This is a genomic window from Leisingera sp. SA32 (assembly GCF_056033425.1).
In genome coordinates, this window is the sequence record NZ_JBVYHB010000006.1 from 17,714 (window position 1) to 41,125 (window position 23,412).

Annotated in this window: 22 protein-coding genes; 13 read left to right on the forward strand and 9 right to left on the reverse strand. The window is 62.0% G+C overall.

The window, feature by feature from the left end; genetic code table 11:
• Positions 1-109: 109 nt before the first annotated feature.
• The 4 genes from AC0IPL_RS10545 to AC0IPL_RS10560 are packed head-to-tail and all read left to right on the forward strand — an operon-like array spanning position 110 to position 3,633.
• Positions 110-1,120: an ABC transporter permease gene (locus tag AC0IPL_RS10545; protein ID WP_474274289.1), complete on the forward strand. Its 1,011-nt coding sequence runs from the start codon at positions 110-112 to the stop codon at positions 1,118-1,120.
• A complete protein-coding gene (locus AC0IPL_RS10550; RefSeq protein WP_474274291.1) occupies positions 1,113-1,964 on the forward strand; it encodes an ABC transporter permease in 852 nt (283 codons plus the stop codon). The genes AC0IPL_RS10545 and AC0IPL_RS10550 overlap by 8 nt, the downstream gene beginning before the upstream one ends.
• Positions 1,961-2,833, forward strand: coding sequence for an ABC transporter ATP-binding protein (locus AC0IPL_RS10555; protein ID WP_474274293.1), 873 nt, complete (start codon positions 1,961-1,963; stop codon positions 2,831-2,833). The genes AC0IPL_RS10550 and AC0IPL_RS10555 overlap by 4 nt, the downstream gene beginning before the upstream one ends.
• Complete coding sequence (locus AC0IPL_RS10560; protein WP_474274295.1) at positions 2,830-3,633, forward strand: ATP-binding cassette domain-containing protein; 804 nt, start codon at positions 2,830-2,832, stop codon at positions 3,631-3,633. The genes AC0IPL_RS10555 and AC0IPL_RS10560 overlap by 4 nt, the downstream gene beginning before the upstream one ends.
• 159 nt (positions 3,634-3,792) lie before the next feature.
• Here AC0IPL_RS10560 and AC0IPL_RS10565 read toward each other — a convergent pair whose 3' ends face one another.
• The 3 genes from AC0IPL_RS10565 to dctP form a co-directional block, all read right to left on the reverse strand.
• Positions 3,793-5,109, reverse strand: coding sequence for a TRAP transporter large permease (locus AC0IPL_RS10565; protein WP_474274297.1), 1,317 nt, complete (start codon positions 5,107-5,109; stop codon positions 3,793-3,795).
• 11 nt (positions 5,110-5,120) lie between these two features.
• Positions 5,121-5,621, reverse strand: coding sequence for a TRAP transporter small permease (locus AC0IPL_RS10570; protein WP_474274299.1), 501 nt, complete (start codon positions 5,619-5,621; stop codon positions 5,121-5,123).
• Between the two features lie 86 nt (positions 5,622-5,707).
• Complete coding sequence (gene dctP, locus AC0IPL_RS10575) at positions 5,708-6,679, reverse strand: TRAP transporter substrate-binding protein DctP (RefSeq protein ID WP_474274301.1); 972 nt, start codon at positions 6,677-6,679, stop codon at positions 5,708-5,710.
• A gap of 596 nt (positions 6,680-7,275) precedes the next feature.
• Here dctP and AC0IPL_RS10580 point away from each other — a divergent pair.
• On the forward strand, positions 7,276-8,316 hold the full coding sequence (locus AC0IPL_RS10580) for a helix-turn-helix domain-containing protein (protein ID WP_474274303.1): 1,041 nt from the start codon (positions 7,276-7,278) through the stop codon (positions 8,314-8,316).
• Between the two features lie 11 nt (positions 8,317-8,327).
• Here the strand turns inward: AC0IPL_RS10580 and AC0IPL_RS10585 are convergent, their stop codons facing one another.
• The 3 genes from AC0IPL_RS10585 to AC0IPL_RS10595 form a co-directional block, all read right to left on the reverse strand.
• The gene (locus AC0IPL_RS10585; protein ID WP_474274305.1) at positions 8,328-10,694 is read right to left on the reverse strand and encodes a calcium-binding protein; all 2,367 of its coding nucleotides are present in this window, start codon (positions 10,692-10,694) and stop codon (positions 8,328-8,330) included.
• 844 nt (positions 10,695-11,538) lie between these two features.
• Positions 11,539-11,784: a hypothetical protein gene (locus AC0IPL_RS10590; protein ID WP_474274308.1), complete on the reverse strand. Its 246-nt coding sequence runs from the start codon at positions 11,782-11,784 to the stop codon at positions 11,539-11,541.
• Positions 11,785-11,965: 181 nt separating this feature from the next.
• Positions 11,966-12,175: a cold-shock protein gene (locus tag AC0IPL_RS10595; protein WP_225264652.1), complete on the reverse strand. Its 210-nt coding sequence runs from the start codon at positions 12,173-12,175 to the stop codon at positions 11,966-11,968.
• Positions 12,176-12,855: 680 nt separating this feature from the next.
• Here AC0IPL_RS10595 and AC0IPL_RS10600 point away from each other — a divergent pair.
• Genes AC0IPL_RS10600 through AC0IPL_RS10610 form a run of 3 tightly spaced genes read left to right on the forward strand, consistent with a single transcriptional unit; the run spans position 12,856 to position 15,466 of the window.
• Positions 12,856-14,232, forward strand: a complete 1,377-nt coding sequence (locus AC0IPL_RS10600; protein WP_474274310.1) for an NAD-dependent succinate-semialdehyde dehydrogenase — start codon at positions 12,856-12,858, stop codon at positions 14,230-14,232.
• Positions 14,229-14,843, forward strand: coding sequence for a glutathione S-transferase family protein (locus tag AC0IPL_RS10605; protein WP_474274312.1), 615 nt, complete (start codon positions 14,229-14,231; stop codon positions 14,841-14,843). Before AC0IPL_RS10600 ends, AC0IPL_RS10605 begins: the two co-directional genes overlap by 4 nt.
• 26 nt (positions 14,844-14,869) lie before the next feature.
• Positions 14,870-15,466, forward strand: coding sequence for an SDR family oxidoreductase (locus tag AC0IPL_RS10610; RefSeq protein WP_474274646.1), 597 nt, complete (start codon positions 14,870-14,872; stop codon positions 15,464-15,466).
• A 459-nt stretch (positions 15,467-15,925) separates the two neighbouring features.
• On the opposite strand, the gene AC0IPL_RS10615 is transcribed toward AC0IPL_RS10610, so the two are convergent.
• The 3 genes from AC0IPL_RS10615 to AC0IPL_RS10625 form a co-directional block, all read right to left on the reverse strand.
• Positions 15,926-16,771 carry an enoyl-CoA hydratase/isomerase family protein gene (locus AC0IPL_RS10615; RefSeq protein WP_474274314.1) on the reverse strand — a complete coding sequence of 282 codons (846 nt, stop codon included), beginning with the start codon at positions 16,769-16,771 and terminating at the stop codon, positions 15,926-15,928.
• A 181-nt stretch (positions 16,772-16,952) separates the two neighbouring features.
• On the reverse strand, positions 16,953-18,122 hold the full coding sequence (locus AC0IPL_RS10620) for an adenylate/guanylate cyclase domain-containing protein (protein ID WP_474274316.1): 1,170 nt from the start codon (positions 18,120-18,122) through the stop codon (positions 16,953-16,955).
• 177 nt (positions 18,123-18,299) lie between these two features.
• Entirely contained in the window at positions 18,300-19,286 is a 987-nt protein-coding gene (locus tag AC0IPL_RS10625) for a zinc-dependent alcohol dehydrogenase family protein (protein WP_474274318.1), read from the reverse strand.
• A 351-nt stretch (positions 19,287-19,637) separates the two neighbouring features.
• On the opposite strand from AC0IPL_RS10625, the gene AC0IPL_RS10630 reads away from it, so the two are divergent.
• The 5 genes from AC0IPL_RS10630 (at position 19,638) to AC0IPL_RS10650 (ending at position 23,347) form a co-directional block, all read left to right on the forward strand.
• Positions 19,638-20,624 carry a thiamine pyrophosphate-dependent dehydrogenase E1 component subunit alpha gene (locus AC0IPL_RS10630; protein ID WP_474274320.1) on the forward strand — a complete coding sequence of 329 codons (987 nt, stop codon included), beginning with the start codon at positions 19,638-19,640 and terminating at the stop codon, positions 20,622-20,624.
• 17 nt (positions 20,625-20,641) lie between these two features.
• On the forward strand, positions 20,642-21,661 hold the full coding sequence (locus tag AC0IPL_RS10635; protein WP_474274322.1) for an alpha-ketoacid dehydrogenase subunit beta: 1,020 nt from the start codon (positions 20,642-20,644) through the stop codon (positions 21,659-21,661).
• Between the two features lie 71 nt (positions 21,662-21,732).
• On the forward strand, positions 21,733-21,966 hold the full coding sequence (locus tag AC0IPL_RS10640) for a biotin/lipoyl-containing protein (protein WP_474274324.1): 234 nt from the start codon (positions 21,733-21,735) through the stop codon (positions 21,964-21,966).
• A complete protein-coding gene (locus tag AC0IPL_RS10645; RefSeq protein WP_474274325.1) occupies positions 21,963-22,643 on the forward strand; it encodes a 2-oxo acid dehydrogenase subunit E2 in 681 nt (226 codons plus the stop codon). The genes AC0IPL_RS10640 and AC0IPL_RS10645 overlap by 4 nt, the downstream gene beginning before the upstream one ends.
• Positions 22,640-23,347: a lipoyl protein ligase domain-containing protein gene (locus AC0IPL_RS10650; RefSeq protein WP_474274327.1), complete on the forward strand. Its 708-nt coding sequence runs from the start codon at positions 22,640-22,642 to the stop codon at positions 23,345-23,347. Before AC0IPL_RS10645 ends, AC0IPL_RS10650 begins: the two co-directional genes overlap by 4 nt.
• Positions 23,348-23,412 lie beyond the last annotated feature (65 nt).

Here is a 23,412-nt window from a genome sequence, read left to right on the forward strand (position 1 = left end):
GCATCGGGACAGGGCCGGACCCCTGGCCTGTCCTGGCCGCGGGGGCGGCGGCAGTGATGCCAGCCCCCGCGGCCCTTTTTGACGAAGCAACACTATCAAGGGAACGGAAATGCAGATCCTGCGCCGAGTACTCATCCGGCTGGCCGCCTCTCTGGTGACCCTGGCCGGGGCTGCCGTGATCGTCTTTGTGGTGATCCGCGTGGTGCCGGGCAATCCGGTGGCCATGATGCTGCCGCCCGGTGCCACCGCCGAGGATATCCAGCGGCTGCAAGAGCTGTACGGGCTCGACAAATCCATCTTCCAGCAGTTCTTGATCTGGATCACCGGCGTGCTGCAGGGCGACTTCGGCACTTCGATCTCGCTGCGCCAGCCGGTGGCGGAGCTGGTGCTGGGTCGGCTGCCCGCCACGCTGGAGCTGTCGGTGATGGCGCTGGTGATCGCCGTGGCCCTGGGCGGCGCGATGGCGCTCACCGCCACGCTCCGGCGCGGCACAAGGACCGAGGGCGCCATCGACGTTGCGGGCGGCATGGCGCTGTCGGTGCCGGATTTCCTCTGGGGGCTGGTGCTGATCCTGCTGTTCGGTGTGTTTTGGCCGCTGTTCCACATCTCGGGGCGGATTTCGCCCGCCGAAGGGTTTGAGTTCCAGACCAACTTTTACCTCTGGGAAAGCCTGTTGCGTCTGCGCTTCGACGTCTGGGCCGACATCGTCGCCCATATGTTCATGCCCGCGCTGGCGCTGGCGATCCCGCTGGCAGCGATCATCTCCCAGCTTCTGAAGCAATCTCTGAAGGAAACCATGTACCTCGACTATGTCACGCTGGCCCGCACCAAGGGCTATTCGGAAACCAGCATCATCCTGCGCGAGGCGCTGCCCAATGCGATCCTGCCGACGCTGACGCTGATCGGCGTACAGTTCACCTTCCTGATCGGCGGCACCGTCATCATCGAGCGGCTGTTCTCTTACGAGGGTCTCGGCAACATGGCGATCGACGCGGTGATCAACCGAGATCTGCCGCTGATCCAGGGCATCGTGATCCTGTTTGCACTGCTGTTCACTGTCGTGAACCTGCTGGTGGATATGACCTATGCCGCTCTGAACCCGAGGTTGCGCCATGCGTGATGCACGGGGAGAGATCCGCCGCTTGCCCGGGCCGCGGCTGTGGCTGGCGGGCGGCTGGCTGGCGCTTCTGGTGCTGGCGGCCCTTCTCGCGCCCTGGATCAGCCCGCATGACCCGCTGGCACAAGACCTCTTCGCGGGCCGACTGCCGCCGGTTTGGGAGACGGGCGCAGATCCGAACTTCCTGCTGGGAACCGACAGCCTGGGCCGCGATGTCCTGAGCCGCATCCTGCATGGCGCCCGCCTTGCGCTGGGTATCGCGCTGATCGCGGGCGCGCTTACCTGTCTCATTGGCGCCACGCTGGGGCTGATTGCCGGCTACTACGGTGGCTGGGTGGACCTTGCGGTGTCGCGGCTGGTCGATATCTGGATGGCCTTCCCGCCGGTGCTGTTCGCGATCCTGCTGATTGCGGTGCTGGGCACCGGCATGACCTCCATCATCATCGCCATCGTGGTGATCGACTGGACCCGCTTTGCCCGCGTGGTGCGGGCCGAGGCGATGGGGCAGGCGCAGATGGATTACGTCGCCTCCGCCCAGGTGGCAGGCCGCAGCCGCTTTGGCACGATGCTGGCCGAGATCCTGCCCAACGTGCTGCCAGCCATCGTCGCCCTGCTGACGCTGGAGATGGGCATCGCCGTGATCGTCGAGGCGATCCTGAGCTTCGTGAACCTCTCGGTTTCGACCGACGCGCCGACCTGGGGCGGCATGATCGCCGAGGGCCGCACCTCGGTGCATCAGGCGTGGTGGGTGCTGGTGTTCCCGCTTGCCACCCTGTTTCTCACCGTTCTCAGCTTCTCGCAGCTTGGCGAGGGGTTGAAGGACCATTTCGATCCGGTGTTGCGATGAGTTACCTGAGCATTGAAAACCTCGACGTGCGGCTGCGCGACGGCCCGCCGGTGCTGCGCGGCGTGAGCTTGCGCGTGGCGGCGGGCGAGTCCCGCGCGCTGGTCGGCGAAAGCGGCGCGGGCAAATCGATGATCGGCAAATCTGTGCTGGGTGTCCTGCCGCGTGCCCTTCAGGTGACCGGCGGGCGCATCCTTCTGGATGGCGAGGACCTTCAGGCGCTGCCGCCCCGCACCCGGCGCCAGCGCATCGGTGCCAAGGTGGCGCTGATCCCGCAGGACCCGCTCACTGCGCTCAACCCGTCGCGCCGGATTGGTCCGCAGATCACCAACCGGCTGGTCGATATCCTCGGCTGGTCCAGCAGGGCGGCCGAAGCCCGCGCGCTCGAGCTTCTGGAGGAGGTCCAGATCCATGAGCCCAAGCGGGTGATGCGTGCCTATCCGCATGAGCTCTCGGGCGGCATGCGTCAGCGCATTCTGATCGCCGCCGCCTTTGCCGCGGAGCCGAAGCTCATCATCGCTGACGAGCCGACCACCGCGCTGGACGTGACAGTCCAGAAGCAGATCCTGCGGCTGATCCGCCAGATGCAGGAGCGCCACGGCACGGCGTTGTTGTTCGTGACCCATGATCTGGGCGTGGTGTCCAAGGTCTGCCAGACGATGAGCGTGCTCTATGCTGGTAAGGTGGTGGAGGACACCGACGTGCGCGCCTTTTTCCGCCAGCCGGACCACCCCTATTCCGCAGCGTTGCTGGCGGCGACCCCGAAATACACCGACCCGGACGGCAGCCTGACCCCGGTGCCGCCCGGAGTAATTGCCGCAGTGGAGGCAGAGGTTGCCCGCAGCGACCGCGAGCGGGAGGCTGCCGAATGAGCGATGTAATCTACGATGTGCGCGATCTGCGCCTGAGCTTTCCGGATATGTCGAAAAAACCCCTCCTGGGACCTGCGCCGCGGATGGAGGTGCTGAAGGGCCTGAGCTTCCAGATCCCCAAGGGCGAAGTGCTGGGCATCGTCGGCGGCTCCGGCTCGGGCAAGTCCACCCTGGGGCGCGCGCTGGTGCGGCTGATCGAACCCGACAGCGGCAGCGTTACCTTCGAAGGCCGCGACATCACCCACGCTGGCGAGGATACGCTACGCCCGTTGCGCGCGCGGTTCCAGATGATCTTCCAGGACCCGATGTCATCGCTCAACCCGCGGCGGCAGGTGGGCGGCATCATCGCCGGGCCTTTGCGCGTGCAGGGCAGGGAGGACATCCCCGCCCGCGTGCGCGAGGCGTTGGACATGGTGGGCCTGCCGCAAAGCTTTGCCAGCCGTTACCCGCATGAGCTCTCGGGCGGTCAGCGCCAGCGCGTCGGCATCGCCCGCGCCATTGCGTTGCGGCCCGAGTTCATTCTCGCCGATGAGATCGTCTCCGGCCTTGATGTGTCGAGCCAGGCGCAGGTACTGAACCTCCTGGAGGAGCTGGTGCGCGAGCTGGGGCTGACGCTGGCCTTCATCAGTCACGACCTGTCGGTGATCCGGCGGCTGTGCAGCCGGGCACTGGTGCTCTACCGCGGGGACATCGTGGAAAACGCGGAGACGGCGGCGCTTTTTGCGGCACCGCAAGCCGCCTACACTCGAGAGCTGATGTCAGCGATCCCCCTGCCGGACCCGGATCAGGCCTGGGCCTAAAGCCCGGTGGTCCGCGCAAGCGAAGACCCGCCCGGCAGGGGATGCCGGGCGGGTTTCTCTTTCGTGGATGTTTCCCGAGGCGTGAGAGCAACACAATCCACATGCTCAAAGTCGCGCATCGCCGACGCGTGGGGGCGCGCAGGCGGTTCAGCGCGACGCTCAGTCCGCGATCAGGCCGGGCAGGAAGGTGCCCACCGCGGGCTGCCAGACGATCAGCGCGAGCACCGCCAGCTTGATGACCAGGAAGGGGGTGACCGCGGCGTAGATCTGCTTCATGCCGACGCCCTCAGGCGCCACACCGCGCATCACGAACAGCAATAGCCCGAAGGGCGGCGTCAAGAGGCCGATCTCCATCGTCAGCAGGTAGACCACGCCCAGGATCAGCTCGTTGATGCCAAGCTGCGCTGCCAGCGGCACGAAGACCGGCACCGTCACCATCAGCATTGAGACCTGATCGACGAAACAGCCGAGGAACAGCAGGATTACGATCATGCCGATCAGCACCATTGTGGGGGTCGGATCCACCGCGTTGATCGCCTTGATCAAGCCATTGGTGGCGCCGCTGAAGGACAGGATCTGCGCGAAGGTCTGGCTGGCGGCCATGATGAACAGGATCATCACCGAAAGCTTCACCGTCTCCATCAGCGCCTTGGCCACCTTGGACCAGCTCAGCGCCCGGTAGGCCGCCCCGGCCCCAAGCGCTGCAAGACAGCCAAGTGCGGCGGACTCGGTGGGGGTGGCGAAACCCAGCAGAAGGCTGCCGATCACCACCGCAAACAGCGCAGAGAGCGGCGCCACGTAGATCAGGAACGGCCTCCAGCGCTCGGCCAGCGTCATCTCCGGCAAGTCATCGGGCGGTGCAGCACTGGGGTCCAGCTTGCTGCGCACCACGATATAAAGCACGAACAACCCCGCCAGCAGGATCGCGGGCATCACTCCGGCAACCAGCAGGCCGGAGATCGAGATCCCGGCAAGGCTGCCCACAAGCACCGCCAACGCCGAGGGCGGGATCAGCATCGCAATCGCGCCCGAGGCCATGATCGGCCCCATCGCCATCGTCGGATGATAGCCCCGTTGCAACATCCCCGGCAGCATGGTTGAGCCCAGCATCGCGGTATTGGCAATGGTGGAGCCGGACAGCGCTGCAAAGATCGTGCCGCCAAAGACTGTGACCACCGACAGGCGGCCCGGCAGGCGGGTCACCACCCGCTCGATCGCCTCGATGGCGCGGTGGGCGATGCCGGTCTGGAACAGGATCTCGCCCATCAGGATAAACAGCGGGATCGGCGCCATCTGGAAATTCGCCACCGACTGGGTGGCATTGCGGGCCAGCTGCAACAGGCCGCGCTCGCCGCCCAGCACCTCATAGGCGCCGATCATGGTAACGGTGATGAAGGCAAAGGCCACCGGCAGGCCCGCCAGCAGCAGTGCCGCCAGCCCGCCCAGCATCAGCGAAAGGGTGAAGATCCAGTCCATGGCAGGTCCTTTCAGAGGCCGGAGAGCGGCGCGTTGTGCGGATCGGGACGAACCAGCTTGCGCAGGAATTCCACGGCGCAAAGCGCCATCGACAGGGGCAGCACGGTCAGCGTCCACCACTCGGGGAAAGTAAAGGCCGTGCGCACCATCGAGCCGCGCGCATAAGACTGCCACAGCGCCTGCAGCCCGGCCCAGCACAGGACCACGCAGGCCGCGGCTCCCAGCCCGCAGGCCAGCGCGGTTGCAACCCGGCGCGCGCCGGGCGGCAGGCCGCGTGTCACCAGGTCAACCTGCACGTGGGCGTTGCGCATCAGCACCCAGGGTGCGCCCAAGAAGGTCGCCGCCATCAGCCCGTATTCGATGGCATCCAGCGCGCCGTAGATCACCGGTAGGCCAAGGTTGCGCAGCGCCACGTTGAGCGGGATTACCAGGGTGATCGCGGCGAGAATGGCGGCGCTGGACACGGCAAGAGCCGTGAGCAGCGCGCTGAAGCACCGGGAGAACGTGGTCATGATGGTGTCACCGTATTGTCAGGAGCAAAAGGCTGGGGCCTGGCGGAGCGGGGCGGCACCGGTCTGATCCGGCCCGCCCCGTCCGGTCATTTCACCAGCAGGCAGGCCTGCAGTTTTTCGGCCATCTCCGGGTCGGTCTTCATTACTTCGCCCCAGCCCTCGGATTGCGCGGTGGCGCTCCAGAGGGTGGCGTTCTCGCCCTCGAAGGTGATGGTCTCGATGCCGGCGTTGGCTTGCGCCTCGGCCTCGGTTGCATTGCGGGCGAGATTCTCGGCGTTTTGCGCCTCGATCCAGGCGGCGCCGTCCTCGAGGACCGCGCGCTGCGCGTCACTGAGGCCGGACCAGGTGTCGAGGTTCACCAGGAAATTCACGTCCACCTGGTAGAAGCCCGGATCGACCCGGTAGGCGGTCTGCTCGTGCCAGCCGAGGTCCAGCACACCCTGGCTGGGCCAGCCGTAGCCGTCGATCGCGCCACGCTCCAGCGCGGTGTAGACCTCGCCCGGGGCGGTACGCACCAGCGTGGCGCCGAGCTTTTCGAACATCGCGCGGTAAACCGGTGTTGTGCGGATGGTGAGCCCCGACAGATCCGGCCCCTCCAGCGGTTTGGTCAGATACAGGTGGTAGTTCATGTGGTCGCCGACCCGGGCCAGATATTTGACGTTCATCTGCTGCTGGTGCATCCCGTCAATGATGTCATAGCAGCCGTTGGCCCGCTGATCCTGGATGGTGTTCTGCGCCAGGTGCAGTGCCTCGCCCGCAGGTAGCAGGTTCGGGTAGTAGGCGGTGGTGTTGTTGGCGATATCGACGATCCCTGCCTGTACCGCGTTTCCAAGCTCGAAGGGCGGCACCGCCTCCGGCCCGCCGAGGAGCTGGATCTGCACCTCCCCGGCACCGTTTTCGTTCACCCAATCGACAAAGGCCTCGAAGTCGCGGGAAAAGGTGGTGCCGGTGGCGAAGGCGGTCACCGCCTTCAGCGTGACCTCTTCGGCCTGGGCTGTGGCCCCGGTGAGGGTGGCGGCGCCGATCATGGCGGCGGTGGCGAGTGAGCGGTACGTCATTTCAGTCTCCCTGGGTAGATGAAAGCGCATGGACCCGGGGCTTCGGCGCCCGTTGTTTTCCCGTGCGAATAGGGAAAAGCCTAGAGAGAGCTTCGCATTGCTTCAAGATAGAAGTTTTAGGGTTGAAGTATTTTTATGTGCATATGCATTCGATTCTGGCAGGTTTCTGACTCTATGGCGCGGTTGGGCGCGTACAGCAAGGCGCGTGGTCCGCTCTTCATGGCAGACGGGGCGTTTGCGGTCGTGGCTGCAGCTTTGCGCGCTTTCCGAGGTTCTGGCGATGGCTTCGGGGGGGAATTCGTCGCCTGCGCCGAATGGGCCGCGCAATCAAAGCCGTTCCAAACCGAGGATGCGGTTTAGGTGGGCGAATACCATCTCTACCTGAATAGGCCCGTGTTTCTTAGACGCCTCCGGGTGTCAGTTTCCCTTGTCGTTCAATGTCGACAGGCGACTGCAGCCCGTTCTGCGCATGCTTGCGCTTTGGAGTGTAGGACATTTTGATGTAATCGAACAGAACCTGCCCAGCGACCGGGGCGTGGCTCATTTCGGAATGTCAGCGCGCTTGACTTTGTCTGGCTCACTTCTCACTTTTGATCATGACAAAGGATCAACCCGTCGCCAGAACCACCGTCGTCGCGGATCATGTCGATCCTCAGAAACGGTTCCAGTCATGGAGGGCGCATATCGAACCCTTCTTCGATGTGGCGCTACCGGGCGGCGAAGCTGACTCTGACTTTCATGCGCAGGTGGACGTGACGCTTATCGATCAGCTCATCGTGGGACGTTGCGCCGCATCAGAACAGACTTTTGAACGATCGCATCTGAAGGCATCCAAGGACGCGCACGACCATTTCATGATTCAGGTGTTTCACCGCGGCCACACCGAAGCCAAGTGCGGACGACATCGACCAACGGCCCTGCCTGGAGACGTGTGGATCCTGGATATGGCCGAGGACCTGAGCGCGAGGAACAGTGCCTTCGCGAACCTCACGCTGGTTCTGCCTCGCTCGCTGCTCGACCCCGGCGCAACGCTTGCGCGGCAGCATCTGCGCACAATCCCACGCGATCTGCCTATCGCCCGCCTTTTCACGGCCTATCTGAACAGCCTCGCCGACAGCGTTTCTACCATGACGCAGCAGGAGGCCGAGCAGATCGTGCCCGCTACCGCTGGGATAGTCACGGCCCTGTTGAATGCGAAGGACGGACGTGATCCTGACTTGGCCCGCTCGCATGTCGAAGAGGCGACGTTTCTGGTTGCGCGGCAATTGGTCGATCGGCGGCTCACAGATCCGTCGCTGTCGCCACAGGTGACCGCTGAAGGGCTGGGTCTTTCGCGGACCGCGCTCTACCGCTTGTTTGCCAAGACCGGCGGCGTCGCGTGTTACATCCGCAACCAACGGCTTCGGCGGAGTGCGCGCGACCTGTTTGATCCCTGCAAATCGCATCTTCGAATCTACGAAATTGCCCTGAAATGGGGTTTTTCCAGCGAAAGCGATTATTCCCGTTCTTTCCGTCGCCGCTTTGGCATCGCACCGCGGGATGCGCGTGTCGCCCGCTCTCTCGCACGATCACAGTCGGGCTTGGCGCTAGACCAGCCCGACGCTGTGTTGGAGCGCTGGTTGCTGGATCTGCGCTGACAGCTTGGCGTTCAGACGAACACGAAGTCATCAAAGCTGAGCTCGAACCGCTCTGCGCTGTCGGGCTCGATGGTGGCGAGTAGAATTTCTGGCGCTGAGGCAAAGCCGTCTGAGTCATAGGACAGGCTGCCCGTGCTGCTGTCGTAAAACAACCGGTCGTCGACATCGGCACTACCTAAAAAGGTGTCCTTGAACAGGGAGTCGAAATTGGAGGCGGTGATCCCCAATTCCTCGTCCAGAACGATCTGGTCACCGGTCTTGAACAGGATCACGTCCGCATCGTCGGACGTACGATTTGAAGCAGACAGAAGGTAGTGATCCGCCCCCGCCCCACCGTCAAGCGTGTCCGCTCCCTTGCCACCGACGAGCGTATCGTTTCCTTTGCCGCCGCTCAATTGATCCGCGCCAAAGCCCCCCCGCAGGATATCTTCGCCACGCCCGCCGGCCAAAACGTCGTCACCGCCTCCCCCCAGAAGCGTATCACTGCCGGAATTGCCACTCAGGTCGTCGGCGCCCTGGCTTCCCCGCAGTCGATCGGCGCGCAGACCCCCGGCAAGCACGTCATCGCCGCTCTGGCCCAAGAGCGTGTCCGCCCCGTTTCGGCCGAGCAGTATCGCACCGGTTTCGTCGGCCATCAGCCGGTCGTCGAACGCGCTGCCGATCACTTTTGTCACCTCTGCCGAGACACTCCCTGACCCGCCCTGACCAGTCGTGTAGCCCATGTAAGGAGGGGAGATTATGTAAAACGACGAATCCGCGCTGGCCCCGAACGACACGGCGCCGGTGGTGTTAGAGAAATCAAGTGTCAGCCCGCCATCGGTTCCCTGACTGCCGTCGATCAACGTCTCGGCGCCATCGTACAGCACCAGCCGGTCGTCGGCCTCGCTCGAGAATGCTGCGATGTAGGTGAATTGATCGCCCCGTACGAACACGTTGTTGTTGCCCGCTTCGGAGAAGAACGTGGCGCTGTCCCCCTTGACCACGATGCGGTCGTCGCCCGAACCGTCCGTGACCACTCCGCTATCGCCGAGCAGGCGCACCGTATCGTTGCCCCGTCCGGTTTCGACCGAAACCGCGTTGCCAGCCACGACAACCTCGTCGTCGCCATCGCTCGTCAGAACCCGCATGCCGTTCGCCGAGATGTTCAGCCTGTCATTGCCATTGCCGACCTTGATGTACTCCACGCTGGAGACGGCGGTGGTGCCACCGTCTGTGGTGACCGAGCCAAGTCCATCGGCGTCGAAACGGACGACGGCATCGCCATTGATCGCGCGAAAGTCTGCGGCGTCCCGACCTTTGCCACCGTCCAGCGTATCGGAGCCTGCGCTGCCATAGATCGTGTCGTCGCCCGCGCCGCCAAGAACCAGGTCATCGCCCGCGTTGCCAAACAGATGGTCGTCTCCAAGCCTGCCGCGGATGGTGTCATTGCCGTGGCCGCCGTTGACCCTGTCCGGTTCGTCGCCGCCGACAATCAAATCGTTGCGTACGCTGCCAAAGGCCGTGTTCTCAAGGTCATCGGCCTGCAGAGAGAGGCCATTGGTCTCGGTGTCGGCGGATACCGCATCCATGATCCCGCGCGCACGTTCAAGCGTATCTTCGACGGAGGTAAAACCTGTGAAATGCCCCAGCACCTCGCCTGTGACCTGGTCAATCACAAGGAACGTTGGATAAACGGTCAGGTCGTCGATCAGTCGAAGCTCCTGAGAGTCGAGGTAGTTGCCGGTTGTATAGACGTCTCGGTCAACGCCGAACCGCACCGCGTATTCCGCCAGATCCGCGACCGTCGCATTGTTGCCTCTGTCAGAGCCTTCCATCAGCAATGTCTTTGAGACAAATTCGTTGCCAAGCGCGGCGCTGTAGGCGTCTTCGAGATATCCCAGTTCCCGCGTAGGATTGCACCAGGTGGCCGCAAGCTCCACGATCGCGGGCCGCGTGTCCTTGGAGTCCAGAAGGTCCACAGTCTCACCGGCCTGATTGACGAACTCGAAATCGGGCATGACCGCGCCGGGTGAGGTCAACGCGGGATACTCGGACACGTCATACGTCAGTTGCCTGTCGTAAATCTCCTCGCCGTTTTCAGTCACGGTCACGTCGACTCGCTGACCGGCGGCGAAAATGTCTTCATTCACCTGCGGATCGAAGAGGAACATGATCTGCGTGTCGACAGACACGAAGGCGCGCACCCCCTCGGCGACCTCGACAGGGCCATTCTCCAGCGGGCCATTGACTGTGAAGGCAGTGCCATTCACGTCAATTTCGATCACCGCTCCGGTGTCAGGCAAACGGTTGAAACGCAATAGAAGTTGAATAGGATCGTCGCTCCCCGGCAGCAGATAATCCGTTACGTAGCTGTAGGTGATACGAAACTGCTGGGCCATGGGGAACCTTTCATGCGGGAGCGCACGGTCTGCGTCGGGGAAAGCGGTCCTTCCTCAACACGGAGGTTCTGAGAACCGGTGCGACAGCTGGCGCATAAAGCGTTTTTTTTGTAAGGTATGGAATTCCAAGATAGATACTTTGGCTGCTCGCATAAGACCATCGCAGAGTGTTCCATTTTTTTGACAGTGCGTTCCACCTCCTGCGACACAACCGGCGTCCCCTTAGTGCCAAGAAGCGGCCTCATCGCTTGCGAAAGGGCTAAGAGAAAGGGACTGAGACGAGCCGGTTGCTCTAGTTCGAGCAATGAGCAGCCAGGTTCACGCCCGACGCACCACCGTTTTCATAAAGTGTCGGATGCGCGCCTGCGACGTTCGGGATCACGTCTCCTGCAGTTGGGAGGCAGGCCGGTTTCCCGCCCTTGGATCATATGCTGGGTTGGCTGAAGGTGTTGTCGGCCTGGGTCCGCTCTGCGCTGGTGGCCACCAATCTGCGGTAGCACATGCGCTGTTCAAAGCAAGGGCGGCTGCGGGCTCACGCCGGACTTGCAGCGGTGCGGCAACGGGGGTGCAGCAAGATCGCCCGCAATCTCGACCGCCGGATGACTCCAGCCAGTCCAAAGCGGTCAGCGAGTTGAGAACCCTTGCAGGTGGACGCAGACATTCACGGTGTTCCGATCACGCGGGAAACCGCCTAAATATCCTTAAATCCGCTCTTGGGGGGCAAAAGCCTGCCGCACGCGATTTGCGAAGAACCAGTAACTGGACCGACTGCGCACGAGGTCTGACTGTCGACGTCAGACTGGGGAACTGAACTGAAAAGGCAAGCTTCTGCCCGTCGGTCCACTCAAACTGCCGATAGATTCTGACAGTTCAGGGAGTGCTTTTGTTCCTCGCGATACCGGGCCAGCATCTCATATGCGCTGGTGCGCATGCCGCTGGCGCTGCACATCGCCCGGCCTGCCAGGGTGCAGGTCCAGTTGCTGATGCGCGCCGTAACGCCGTCTTCTGACGCAGTCACATGAAAATGGATCACGCCGTCCAGGATGCCGGTTACGGACTGATCGTCGAGTTGGTTGATTTTCAAAGCCATTTTTGTTTTCCTTTGTTGGCCAAGAGGAGGGTTTCGCCCTTTGCCCGTCCGCATTCAGACGAGACTTGTGGGGCGAGATGACGTCGTGGCAGCACGCACTGTTGTCGCGAGCTGACGGCCATATCTCGGGTATGTGTCCCCCGGAAACCGACCCGGCCTTCGGAGGACACATTGGCAATGCTTACTGCAGCTGCAGGTTTTCTGCGGAGGATTTTCCGCGCATCCGGTCTTCTTTCAGATCGAAGCCAACTTTGTCGCCTTCGTTCAGACCAGTCAGGCCAGAGCGCTGAACCGAACTGATGTGAACGAATGCGTCGCCGCTGCCGTTGTCCAGTTCGATGAAGCCGTAGCCTTTAGTTTCGTTGAACCATTTTACTGTTCCGGTTGTCATGAGATTATCCTTTCAATGACATGTGTGCCTGCCATGTATGGCCGGGCAGATTGCAGCCCCTTAGGCCGCAGGTTTTGGTGACTGGTCAGTATTGGCCAGCATGCACGCAATCGCTCTGAGTTCGGTCAGAACCGGGATTGGGGCGTGAATAGTCGGTCCGCCTTTAAGGGGCGGGATTGGTCGTGCGGCCATTGTGCGATTGTTTCGCATTGGCGTCGCGCACGGGCTTTGGTGTTGATCCGGCGGTCTAACGCCACGGACACCAGGTCTCTCTGATCTAATGGGAAGCTCGCGTAGAATAGCTACCGTTGTTTCTGCGCCCTCTGGGGCTATTCAAGGCAACAATCGGTAGATCACGGACGAGAATACTTTGCCGTTGATCGGGTCATCCACACGCGGCAATTCAGCCTTCCTAAAGGGCAAAGACTGAGAATGCAACACCTGATTTCGGTGCCGACGCGGCATCGGTGGCCGGGTTGCCTTGTGTGACATTTCGATCACCTGCGGGACGTCGAACATGGCTCTGTTGAATATGGTCAGTGCGCTTGGTTGGGACGGGCAAGGGGTAGGTCAGTGGATTGGCCGCGTCCCGGCGCCCGGCGCTTCGCCGCTCATTTGCCGGTGGAGGGAACTTAACCCGAAGTCTGCGCGTTTCCACTGAACGCGCGAGAGGAGCCATCATGTCGACGATTACCACGTTAAATCCCGCAACTGGCGAGACGATCGAAACGTATCCGCTGATGAGCAAGCAAGAGGTCATCCAAAAGCTGGAGGCCGCGCAGGACGCGTTTCTGGACTGGCGAAAGCTGTCCCATGCAGAGCGCGCGCCCTACCTGACCAAGATCGCGGAAACGCTCCGGGCCAACGCCGACGACTTGGCGGCGCTGATGACCCGAGAGACCGGCAAGCTGTTGAAAGACGGCAAGCGTGAAGTCGAACTCTGCGCCGCGATCTTTGAGTATTCCGCAAAGCACGGCCCCGATGCCCTGGCCGACGAAGAGCGCAGCTACGGCACAAACGGTGGGCGCGGCATTGTAAGCTACCAGCCAATTGGTGTGATCTACTCGATCCAGCCGTGGAACTTTCCGCTGTATCAGCCCGTCCGCGTGCTGGCGGCGAACCTGATGACGGGCAACGCCTGTGTGCTCAAACACGCCTCGATCTGCACCGGCTCGGGCCTGCGCTTGCGTGAGCTTTGCATCGAAGCTGGCCTTCCCGAAGATCTGTTTCAGGTCATCCTGATCGATCACGACACCAGCGACGAGGTGATCGCCCACCCTCTTGTACGCGGGGTGACGCTCACCGGCAGTGATGGTGCGGGCAGCCATGTGGCCGCGGTCGCTGCCAAGGCGCTGAAAAAGACGGTGTTGGAGCTGGGGTCGAACGACGCCTACCTTGTGCTGGAGAACGCCGACATCGAAACGGCGGTCAAACACTCTGTCATCGGGCGGGTATACAACAACGGCGAAACCTGCGTTTCGGCCAAACGGTTCGTGGTGGCGGACAAGGTCTATGACGGCTTTGTGTCTGCCTTTGTCGATCAGATGAACGCCATCAAGATGGGGGACCCGACGGACCAGGACACCCAACTGGGGCCGCTGTCGAGCCAAGATCAGTTCGATAGGGTCAAGGATCAGGTGGATGAAAGCGTGGCGAAGGGGGCCAAAGTGCTGTGCGGTGGCGAGGCCCCCGAACGAACCGGAGCGTATTATCCCGCGACTGTTTTGGTGGACGTGGAACCCGGAATGCCGGCCTATGATGACGAAATATTCGGCCCCGTGGCAGCCGTGATCCGCGCAAAGGACGACGAAGACGCGATGCGTATCGCCAATGATAGCCGATATGGTCTGGGTGGCGGGATTTTCTGCAAGGACGAAGCGCACGCTGTGAAGCTGGCACGCGACCACTTTGATACCGGCATGGTCCGCATCAACTCTTTCGGCGCGGCCGATCCGAATATGCCCTTTGGCGGCGTCAAGGATTCAGGCTACGGGCGCGAACATGGCGGCTTTGGCATGAAGGAATTCGTCAATGTGAAAGCGATCTTTTTGCCATGATCACACTCCATGCACTGCAATACTCCCGCGCCACCCGTGTTCTCTGGCTTCTGGCCGACCTGGGACAGCCCTGCAATCGCATCGACTATGACCGGACCGATGCCTTCCACGCACCGGACGCTTTGTCCAAGGTGCATCCCTTGGGTAAATCCCCGGTGATTGAGGACGACGGCGAGATTATCGCCGAGTCCGCCACGATCCTGCGATACCTGGCGGCCAAGTTCGACGACGACTCCCACACGCCGCCCCGCGGCACGTCACAGTTCTGGCAACATGAGGCGCTTCTGGATTACGTGGAGGCGTCCCTGGCCGAGGTTGCGCTGCGCGCCATCTTGCCTGCTTTTGGTGGCGAGCCCGTGCCAAAGGACGCCAAGACCGCGCTCGACACCCATCTCGATTATATCGCTCAGGCCATCGGCGACGGGCCGTTGCTGTTCGGCGACAAGGCGATGCTGGCGGATATTCAGCTGTCCTACATCGTTGCGCTTCTGGCGCGGTTTGACCTGTTGGCAGACCATCCCAAGGTCGCGGCCTACTGGGACAGCTTACAAACGCAGCCGGGCTACATCACCGCCACGCGATCCGCCGGACCGATGGCGCCGCCGGCTTGACCATACAGAAAGGACGTCCCATGCCCATGAATATCCTGATCGCCGGTGCAACCGGCAAGACCGGCCGAATTTTGACCCAAGACCTGCTGGAGCAAGGCCACAACCTGACCGCGCTTGTACGGGAAAGTTCAGATACCAGCAGCCTGCCAGAAGGCACCAAGCTTCGCCATGGCGATCTGACCGACTTGCAACAAGGCGCGTGTGACGGCGCGGATGTGGTGATCTTTGCCGCAGGCTCTGGCGGGGGGACCGGGCCGGAGATGACAGAGAAAGTGGATCGCGACGGTGCCAAGCGACTGATCGATCTGGCAAAGGACGCCGGTGTCGACCGCTTCGTAATGCTGAGTTCCATCGGTGCGGACCAGTCCGACCCGTCGGGCGATCTGGCGCATTACCTGAAGGCCAAACATGCCGCCGACGAACACCTCAAGAATTCCGGGCTGACCTATGCCATCCTGCGGCCGGTATCGTTGACAGATGGCGGTCGCAACGACGACGTCATCCTTGGTGATCAGGTCGACAAGTCAGCAAAGGCCAGCCGCGCCGATGTCGCTGCGGTCTTGGCTGAGGCCGCCACGACCGGCCGGTTGGACGGACAGGCACTGGACATGCAATCAGCCTGAAAAAGAACCCGCGTCCGGCCCTGCTGTCGCCGGACGCCCCATGATTTCACCTGCACAAGCTCGTTACACCATCCCAAGACCGTTTCTGCTCAATTCGGTCAAGGGTTTCACGTTATGAACCCAACGTGATTGCTTAGACGCATCAGCCATTGGGCCCCTACGACCTACAAGACCACGAATTGGCCGGCCTCCAATGAGGCACTGAGGCGGCGCGGTTTTCCATGCAGTCCCCTCTCATCGAAACTTCGTTTCGGCTACCGGGCAGCGGGACGGTGGTTCTCGTAGGACTGACTTGGGATCGACACTGACCAGCCTTCAGGCCCGGCGCCGCGGGGTGTCATGATGCCGCATCACCCTGAGCGCTGCGTCTCGCCGCGTGGTCACTGCCGTCAGTTCTTTCCCAGGGGGTTCTTGAGAACCACGTTGCCCACCATCGTACCCTGTCGCCTCAGGCCGGTGTCAGTTGATGTCCTGAACCTTCATGACCAGGTCGTTCCAGTTGCGCTGGTTTTCGATGTCATGTTCCAGCCCCTGATCCTCTGCGATGGTGAACCGCTTGATTGCCGGTGTCTTGTTGGTCGCCTGATAAAGCCAGTACGCTTCTGCCTTGAGGGCGTCGCGGATCGGCTGGTCGATGGATTCGTACACCATCTGCTTGCACGCATTGATCGCATGGACAGGGAAGCGGGCAATGCGGTTGGCCAGCGCGTCGACATAGGGGCCGATCTCATCCTGATCCAGTGCCTTGTTTATGGTGCCGAAGCGTTCTGCGTCATCCGCATCATAGTCCTGGGCGCTGAGGATGATTTCCAGCGCCCGGCCCAGACCCGTCTGCCGGGCCATCCGCGATGCGCCGCCGCCGCAGGGCAGGATGCCCATGCCGACTTCCATCTGCATGAATTTGAACTTGCCGCGGGCGGCAAACCGCATGTCCATTGCAAGCGCCAACTCGTGGCCGCCGCCACGCGTGAAACCTTCGAGTTTGGCAATAGTGGCCTGGGGTACCTTGCTGATGCGTTCGCAGATGATTTGCAGGTCCAGCATCCTGGCGTCCTGGCGCGACACGGCTTCGGTGGACATGTCCTTGAGCAGTTCGGTGTCGTAGTGGCTGACCCAGATTTCTGGGTTTGCAGACTGAAAGATCACGACCTTGAGCGACCGGTCCCGCTCGAGCTTCATCGCGAGATTGCTCAGATCCGCCAGCATTTCCTGGCCTTGGATATTCACGGTCTTGTAATCGAAGGTAACCGTGGCGATGGCCGCGTCGATCGCGACTGTGAAAGTGGTAAAGTTGTCGTAGTTCATTCTGGTCCCCAATCTGGCTGGGCGCCTTTCCCTGCAGGGCCGCCGAGGCAGCGTCTTGGGGCAGCGCGGTGAAAGAGCAATGCAGAAGCTCTCCTGCCAATGACCATATTTCCGATAATACCCGGCATTAATCCGTGGGTTATCGGTTCAGAATACCGATTATCTATATAATGTCGGGGGATCACGGGTGGAGCGCAAACAATGTCTGCCGCGCCCGAGAGCCTTTCAACACATGGGTCCCCATGGGTTCCGGGAGGGGATCCAGCAGGCTCGCGACTTGCTCGGAAACCAGAATGCTGCGCTTCAGCGGCTTGCAGAGGCTTTCAATGCGGTTGGCAATATTGACGGCTTCGCCAATGACGGTGAAGTCCAGCCGCCTGGACGCACCAATATTGCCGAAATACACCTCGCCAGCGTGCAGCCCGATCCCGCTCTGGAGCGGCGGCAGCCCTTGCCGGGGGAGGTCCGTTGCGTTGGTCTCTGTCAGGTGTCTGATTGCCTCTTGGGCCGCGCGGGCTGCGGCACGGGCTGCGCCGCCGCGGCCACGAAAATCATTCGCAGGAAAGATCGCCAGCATGCCATCCCCGATGAACTTCAATACATCTCCGCCATGTGCGGTCACAGCCTCGGCCATGACAGAGAAGTAACTGTCCAGCAGTGCCGCCAGTGTCTGACTGTCCAGAGTGTCAGCAAGACGGGAATAGTCCCGCATGTCGGATTGCCAGACGATAGCATCCACCACGACGCCAGTACCGCGCTTTATGGTGCCCTTGACGACCTTGCTCCCGGCTTCCCGCCCCAGATAAGTGTGGGAGATATTTTCGGTTATCTTGATCGCAATGTGCCGATCCACATGCAGGGAGAAGAGTTTCAAGAGCTGGTCCAGCTTCCGGATCTGGCTGTCTGCAAAGCCGCCCGCCTGGTGGGTCGCCAAAGTAACGGCATTGAAGCGTTCGCCACTGGCTGACAATGGAATTGCCAAGTATTCGGTAAAACCTTCGTGTCCCAGCGCTTGCAACAGTTTGCTTTCGGCCTTCGGCCCGGGCCGACGCAGTGGTTCCTTGACGATCTCGCCATGCTCCATCGCGCGGTACAGAGGATTTTTCATGTAGGCGTCCGTTCGTAGAACCTCTTGGCGGATCTGGATCTCGTCGCAGAAACCATCGGTGCTGCTCCAGTTCCAGGCATAACCTAGGGCTTGGGGGTGCAGGGTGCCGACGTTCAGGCTCAAGCGGCTGACACCCAGGCCTGCCTGCGCAAGCAAGCTTACAAAACCTTCGATCAAGCCGATCATGTCGGTGGCGCGGGAAGCATCACCGAGCAGCCACCGGCTGATAGCCTCCGCATCCATGCCATCCCCTGTTTCTAACGACAATTGGCAACGCCGCAGGAGGCTGACGCCGGGAGGGTAGTCTCTCGTGGAATGGCTTGCCATGAGGGCGTGGCCTTTTCTTCGGCAAAGAGAAAGGGCAGGCAGCGCAGCCGGTTTCGGTGCGCTGCCCGCAGCAGGTTTAGCGGAGCGGGCCGCTTAGATGTCGATGACAACCTTGCCGATGGCCTTGCCACTGGTCAGGCGGTCATAGGCTTTGCCAACCTCGGCGAAGCTGAAGGACATCTCGTCAAGCAAGGGTGTCATGGCGCCGGCGTCGACGATGTCAGCCAGTTTGGCCAGGATGTCGCTATGTTCTTGGCGCTTATGATCGTGGATCATCGGGATCAGCATGAAGATGATGTGCATCGACAGCCCTTTGAAATGCGCGGGGGAGAGGTCGAGTTCCAGCAGCGCGACGGTCGTTGCGACATGCGCATTGAGCGCCGCCGCCGCGAAGGAATTGGTCAGATTGCCGCCGCCGACGGTATCGAAGATCTTCCCGAAGCCAGCGCCGCCGGTGTATTTCTCGACGTATTCTGCAACCGGCTCCTCCATGAAGTCGATTGCTGTCGCACCGTAGCCTTCGATCGTCTCGATCTGCGCTGCGCCGGTGCCGGTCGAGTAGACGTCCGCACCAAGATGCCGGGCCAGTTGAACTGCCAGGTGGCCAACCCCACCGGCCCCGCCCTGCACGAGAACCTTGCTGCCAGCTTCCACGCCGGCCCGTGCGAGGCCTTCCCAGGCGGTGATCCCGACCAGCGGCATTGCGGCGGCTTCCCGCATTGAGAGGGTCTTTGGCTTGTGGGCAATTAGGCGGGCATCAGCGGGCATGTATTCGGCCAGAGCACCTTGCAAGTCCAGCAGGCCGCCGGCGCAGCCATAGACTTCGTCACCCGGTTTGAAACCGCTCACGCCTTCGCCGACCGAGTCGATCGTGCCTGCAAAGTCCATGCCCAGAACGGCGGGCAGACCGGGGGAGAGTGGAAGGTCCTTGCCCATGCTGCGGATCATCGTGTCGACAGTGTTCACGCTGGTCGCCGCTACGCGGACGACAACGTGGCCTGGCTTTGCTTCGGGCTTTGCGATCTCTGCAGACACGAACTTGGCGTCTGCGCCGTACTCAGTTAGGGTCATGGCTTTCATCGGGCTTCTCCTGGTGGAAGTTGATGAGGAACATCTAGATCATCTCCCCTGCCATGATAACTGAGCGTTCGGCGGCTTCAGTTTTTAGATTATCTATATAAATTTGCTTACCAGGCTCGGATGGCCTACCCAAACCTGAATGGCACCCGCCCGGTGGACCGGACCGGAAGCCCGCACAAAATGGTTGTATCGGTCAGCGTTCCAAAGTGTCTCAAACTGTCTCACCTTGAAACAGGTAAGCCCCTCGAGGCCCGGCTCGCCGGTCTACCTGATTGCAGTGTTGGGTGCTCTCCCCGCAACCTCTGGACAGTTATCTGAGCGGCACGTCAGCCGCAGTTCTGGGAGGAGCAGATGATACCAACACGGGAAGAACAGCATTGGATGTACCGCAACATGGTCACGAGCCGGAGGTTCGAGGAGGCCATCGCGGGGATCTATTTCGAAGGTAAATCGCCGGTGTTCAATATGGCCAACGGCCCGATACCCGGCGAGATGCACCTGTCCGACGGGCAGGAGCCGGTTGCGGTGGGTGTCTGTGCGCACCTGGCTCCCGAGGATGTGGTCACGGCCACTCACCGCCCGCACCATCAGGCCATTGCCAAGGGCGTGGATCTCGACCGGATGGCGGCAGAGATCTTCGGGAAGAAAACAGGTCTGTCCGGCGGGCGCGGCGGGCATATGCACATCTTCGATGCGGATGTGAATTTTGCCTGCTCGGGCATTATCGCGCAGGGCATGGGTCCGGCTGTCGGAGCGGCGCTGTCTCGCAAGATGCGCGGGCTGCCGGGTGTCGCCGTTGCATTTGTCGGCGAAGGCGCGGTCAACCAGGGTGCATGGCACGAGGCGATGAACCTGGCCGCGGTCTGGAAACTGCCCTTTGTCTGCGTGATCGAGGACAACGCCTGGGGCATTTCGGTTTCGAAAACAGCCTCAACCGCAATCGAGAACAACGCCGAGCGCGCCGCTGCCTACGGTATCCCGGGGCAGCGGGTCGAGGGCAATAACCCTTACGCCATATACGAAGCGGCGGGCGAGGCAATTGCGCGCGCCAGGGCCGGTGAGGGCCCCAGTCTGCTGGAAGTCGAAACCTACCGTCTGGCGGGCCACTTCATGGGCGATGCAGAAGGTTACCGGCCCGAGGGCGAGAAGGATGCGCTGTTCGAAAAGGATCCGATCCCGAAGATGCGCGCGCGGCTGCTGTCCGGGGGAGTGGCCACGGAGGCAGAGCTGGCGACGATCGAAGCCGACAGCGCGGCCCGCGTGGACGCCGCCATTCAATTCGCCCGCGAAAGCGAAGACCCGGCCCCCGAAGACGCGCTGACAGCCGTCTTTGCCTGAGCCCGAGGGAGGAAAACATGACCAAATCGAACGAAAGAAAGTTGACCATTGCCCGCGCCATGGCCGAAGCGATGCAGCAGGAAATGCAAATCGATCCTTCCGTCTTCGTGATGGGAGAGGATATTGGCGCGCTTGGCGGTGTTTACGGCAACACCCGCGGGCTGTTGGAGGAGTTCGGCCCCGAGCGGGTGCGCGACACGCCGATCTCGGAAACCGCCTTTATCGGGGCCGCAGTGGGGGCCGCGCAGGATGGCATGCGCCCGGTCGTCGAACTGATGTTCGTGGACTTCTTCGGCGTCTGCTTTGACGCGATTTACAACCTGATGGCCAAGAACACCTATTTCTCCGGCGGAAAGTTCAAGGTGCCGATGGTGCTGATGACGTCCACCGGCGGCGGCTATTCGGATGCAGGCCAGCATTCGCAATGCGTCTACGGTACTTTTGCGCATTTGCCGGGGATGAAGGTGGTAGCGCCGTCCAATGCCTATGACGCCAAGGGGCTGATGACGGCGGCGATGCGCGACGACAGCCCGGTGGTCTACATGTACCACAAGAGTTTGCAGGGTATGGGCTGGCTCGGTACCGAACCAGGGGCAACCGTGCATGTGCCGCAGGAAAGCTACTCCGTTGAAATCGGCAAGGCCAAGGTTGTGCGCGAGGGCCGGGATGTCACCATCGTCAGCCTCGGCATGGGGGTTCACAATGCGCTCAGGGCGGCGGCCACGCTGGAAGCTCGGGGCGTCAGCGCCGAAGTCGTGGACCTTGTCAGCCTGGTGCCGCTCGACCGTGACACGATCCGCGCGTCGGTGGCCAAGACCGGCCGACTGATCGTGGTGGACGAGGATTACATGAGCTATGGCGTCTCGGGCGAGATCATCGCCACGGTGACCGAACATGACATTTCGGTGCTGAAAGCCGCGCCCAAGCGGGTCGCCTTCCCCGATGTTCCGATCCCCTTTGCCCGCGTGCTGGAGCAGCATTGTCTGCCCAACGCGGACAAGATCACCGCCGCCTGGGACGCGATGAACGCGGCCTGACCCGCCACAGCCAAAAAAACTTAAACAGCGGGGTCGCGCGTTGCGGCCCCGGACAGAGAAGGAATGCCGCAATGGCTATCGATATCGTAATCCCCTCGGATCTCTGGGAAGAGGATGAGGATACCGTCATCACCGGATGGCTGGCGGATGACGGTGCAAGCGTCGAAGAGGGCGCGCTGATCGCCGAAATCATGACCGCCAAGGTCCAGTATGAAATCCTTGCGCCTGCCTCCGGCACGTTGCGCATCAAGGAGGAGGCCGATGCCGTCGTCGCCAAGGGCGCGGTTATTGGATCCGTCGAATGACCAGAGAGATTAAAACCGTACCGCTAAAAGGCGTGCGCGGGATGATTGCCGATGCGATGGTGGGCAGCCTGCAGACCGCAGCGCAGCTCACCCATCACGGCAGCGCCGATGCGACCGCGCTGCTGTCGGAAAAGGTGCGTCTGGCAGAGGCGGGCACCAAGGTCTCGGTCGAGGACCTGCTGATGGCCGCCGTCATCCGCGCGCTGAAAGGACATCCTGACGCCAATGGCCGGGTTGAGGACAGGGAGGTCAAGCTTTCAAGCGCCATCGATCTGTCAGTGGCGATTGCCCTGCCGGGCAATCTGCTGGTCGCCCCGGCGATCTTTGGCGCCGGAGACATGGATGTATCCGAATTGCGCGCAGCCCGGCAGGATCTGGCTGCCCGTGCCAAGGTCAATAAGCTCAGTGTGACGGAGATGACCGGCGGAACGTTCACCGTCAGCAACCTCGGCCTCACCCGGGTGGAGCACTTTACGCCGATCCTCAACGCCCCGCAGATTTGTATCCTCGGGATCGGACGTCTGACGGACAGGGCCGTTCGCGCTGCGGATGGCGGTATTGAGCTGCGCCCGCATGTGGGTTTGTCGCTGACCTTTGACCACCGGGCGCTTGATGGGGCCCCGGCCGGTGATTTGCTGACCGCGATCTGTGAGGAGATCGAAAGGATGGGACAATGACTGGCGTCCTCAAGGAGTTTTCCGACGCCAGAGAGGGGCTGGCCTTTGAGGCGGACCTCCTGAATGCGCGGCAGCCCGTTGCAGGCGTCTGGACCAGCAAGGCCAACATGCTTGTCTGCCCGTTCTCCTATCGCAGGAAGCCAGGTTTCCGTGCTGCCGCTGTTGCTTCATCGGGAGACGGCTGGCCTGTCTTGCTCAGGCCGACGGGCGGCGGTGCTGTGCCCCAGGGAGCGGGTGTGCTGAACTTGGCAGTTGCCCTCACTGTGCCGCGCGGGTTTGCGATTGCAGACGGCTACAGGCTGATAACGGGCATCGTCCGCCGTGCGCTTGGTGATGTTGGCTCCGTTATGACCGCGGGCCCTACGCCGGGCAGCTTCTGCGACGGTGACTGGAACCTGTCAATCGTAGGGCAGAAGGTTGTTGGCACCGCCCAGCGGTGGCGGCCTGTTGGCGCGGGATGCAGCCGTGTTCTGGCCCATGCGCTGATCCTGGCTGGCGGCGGGATCGAAGCACGGGCCGATGCCGTCAGCGCGTTCAACAGGGCTATCGGCCTTGGACCCGTCTTTGCAAAGGCGCACACCACGCTTGACCGCGTGCAGGGCAGGAGCCGACCGGAACTGGGAACGCTTGCGCGTGATTTGCACACAGCCGCACTCGCGGACCTGCAAGCCCTCGAAATGACGAGGGCCTGCGCGGTGGCGTGATCTGTCAGTCAGCTGCCGGAGGAGGGCTCAGCCACAGGTACGGCTTTGCAGCCTCCGCCCCGCAA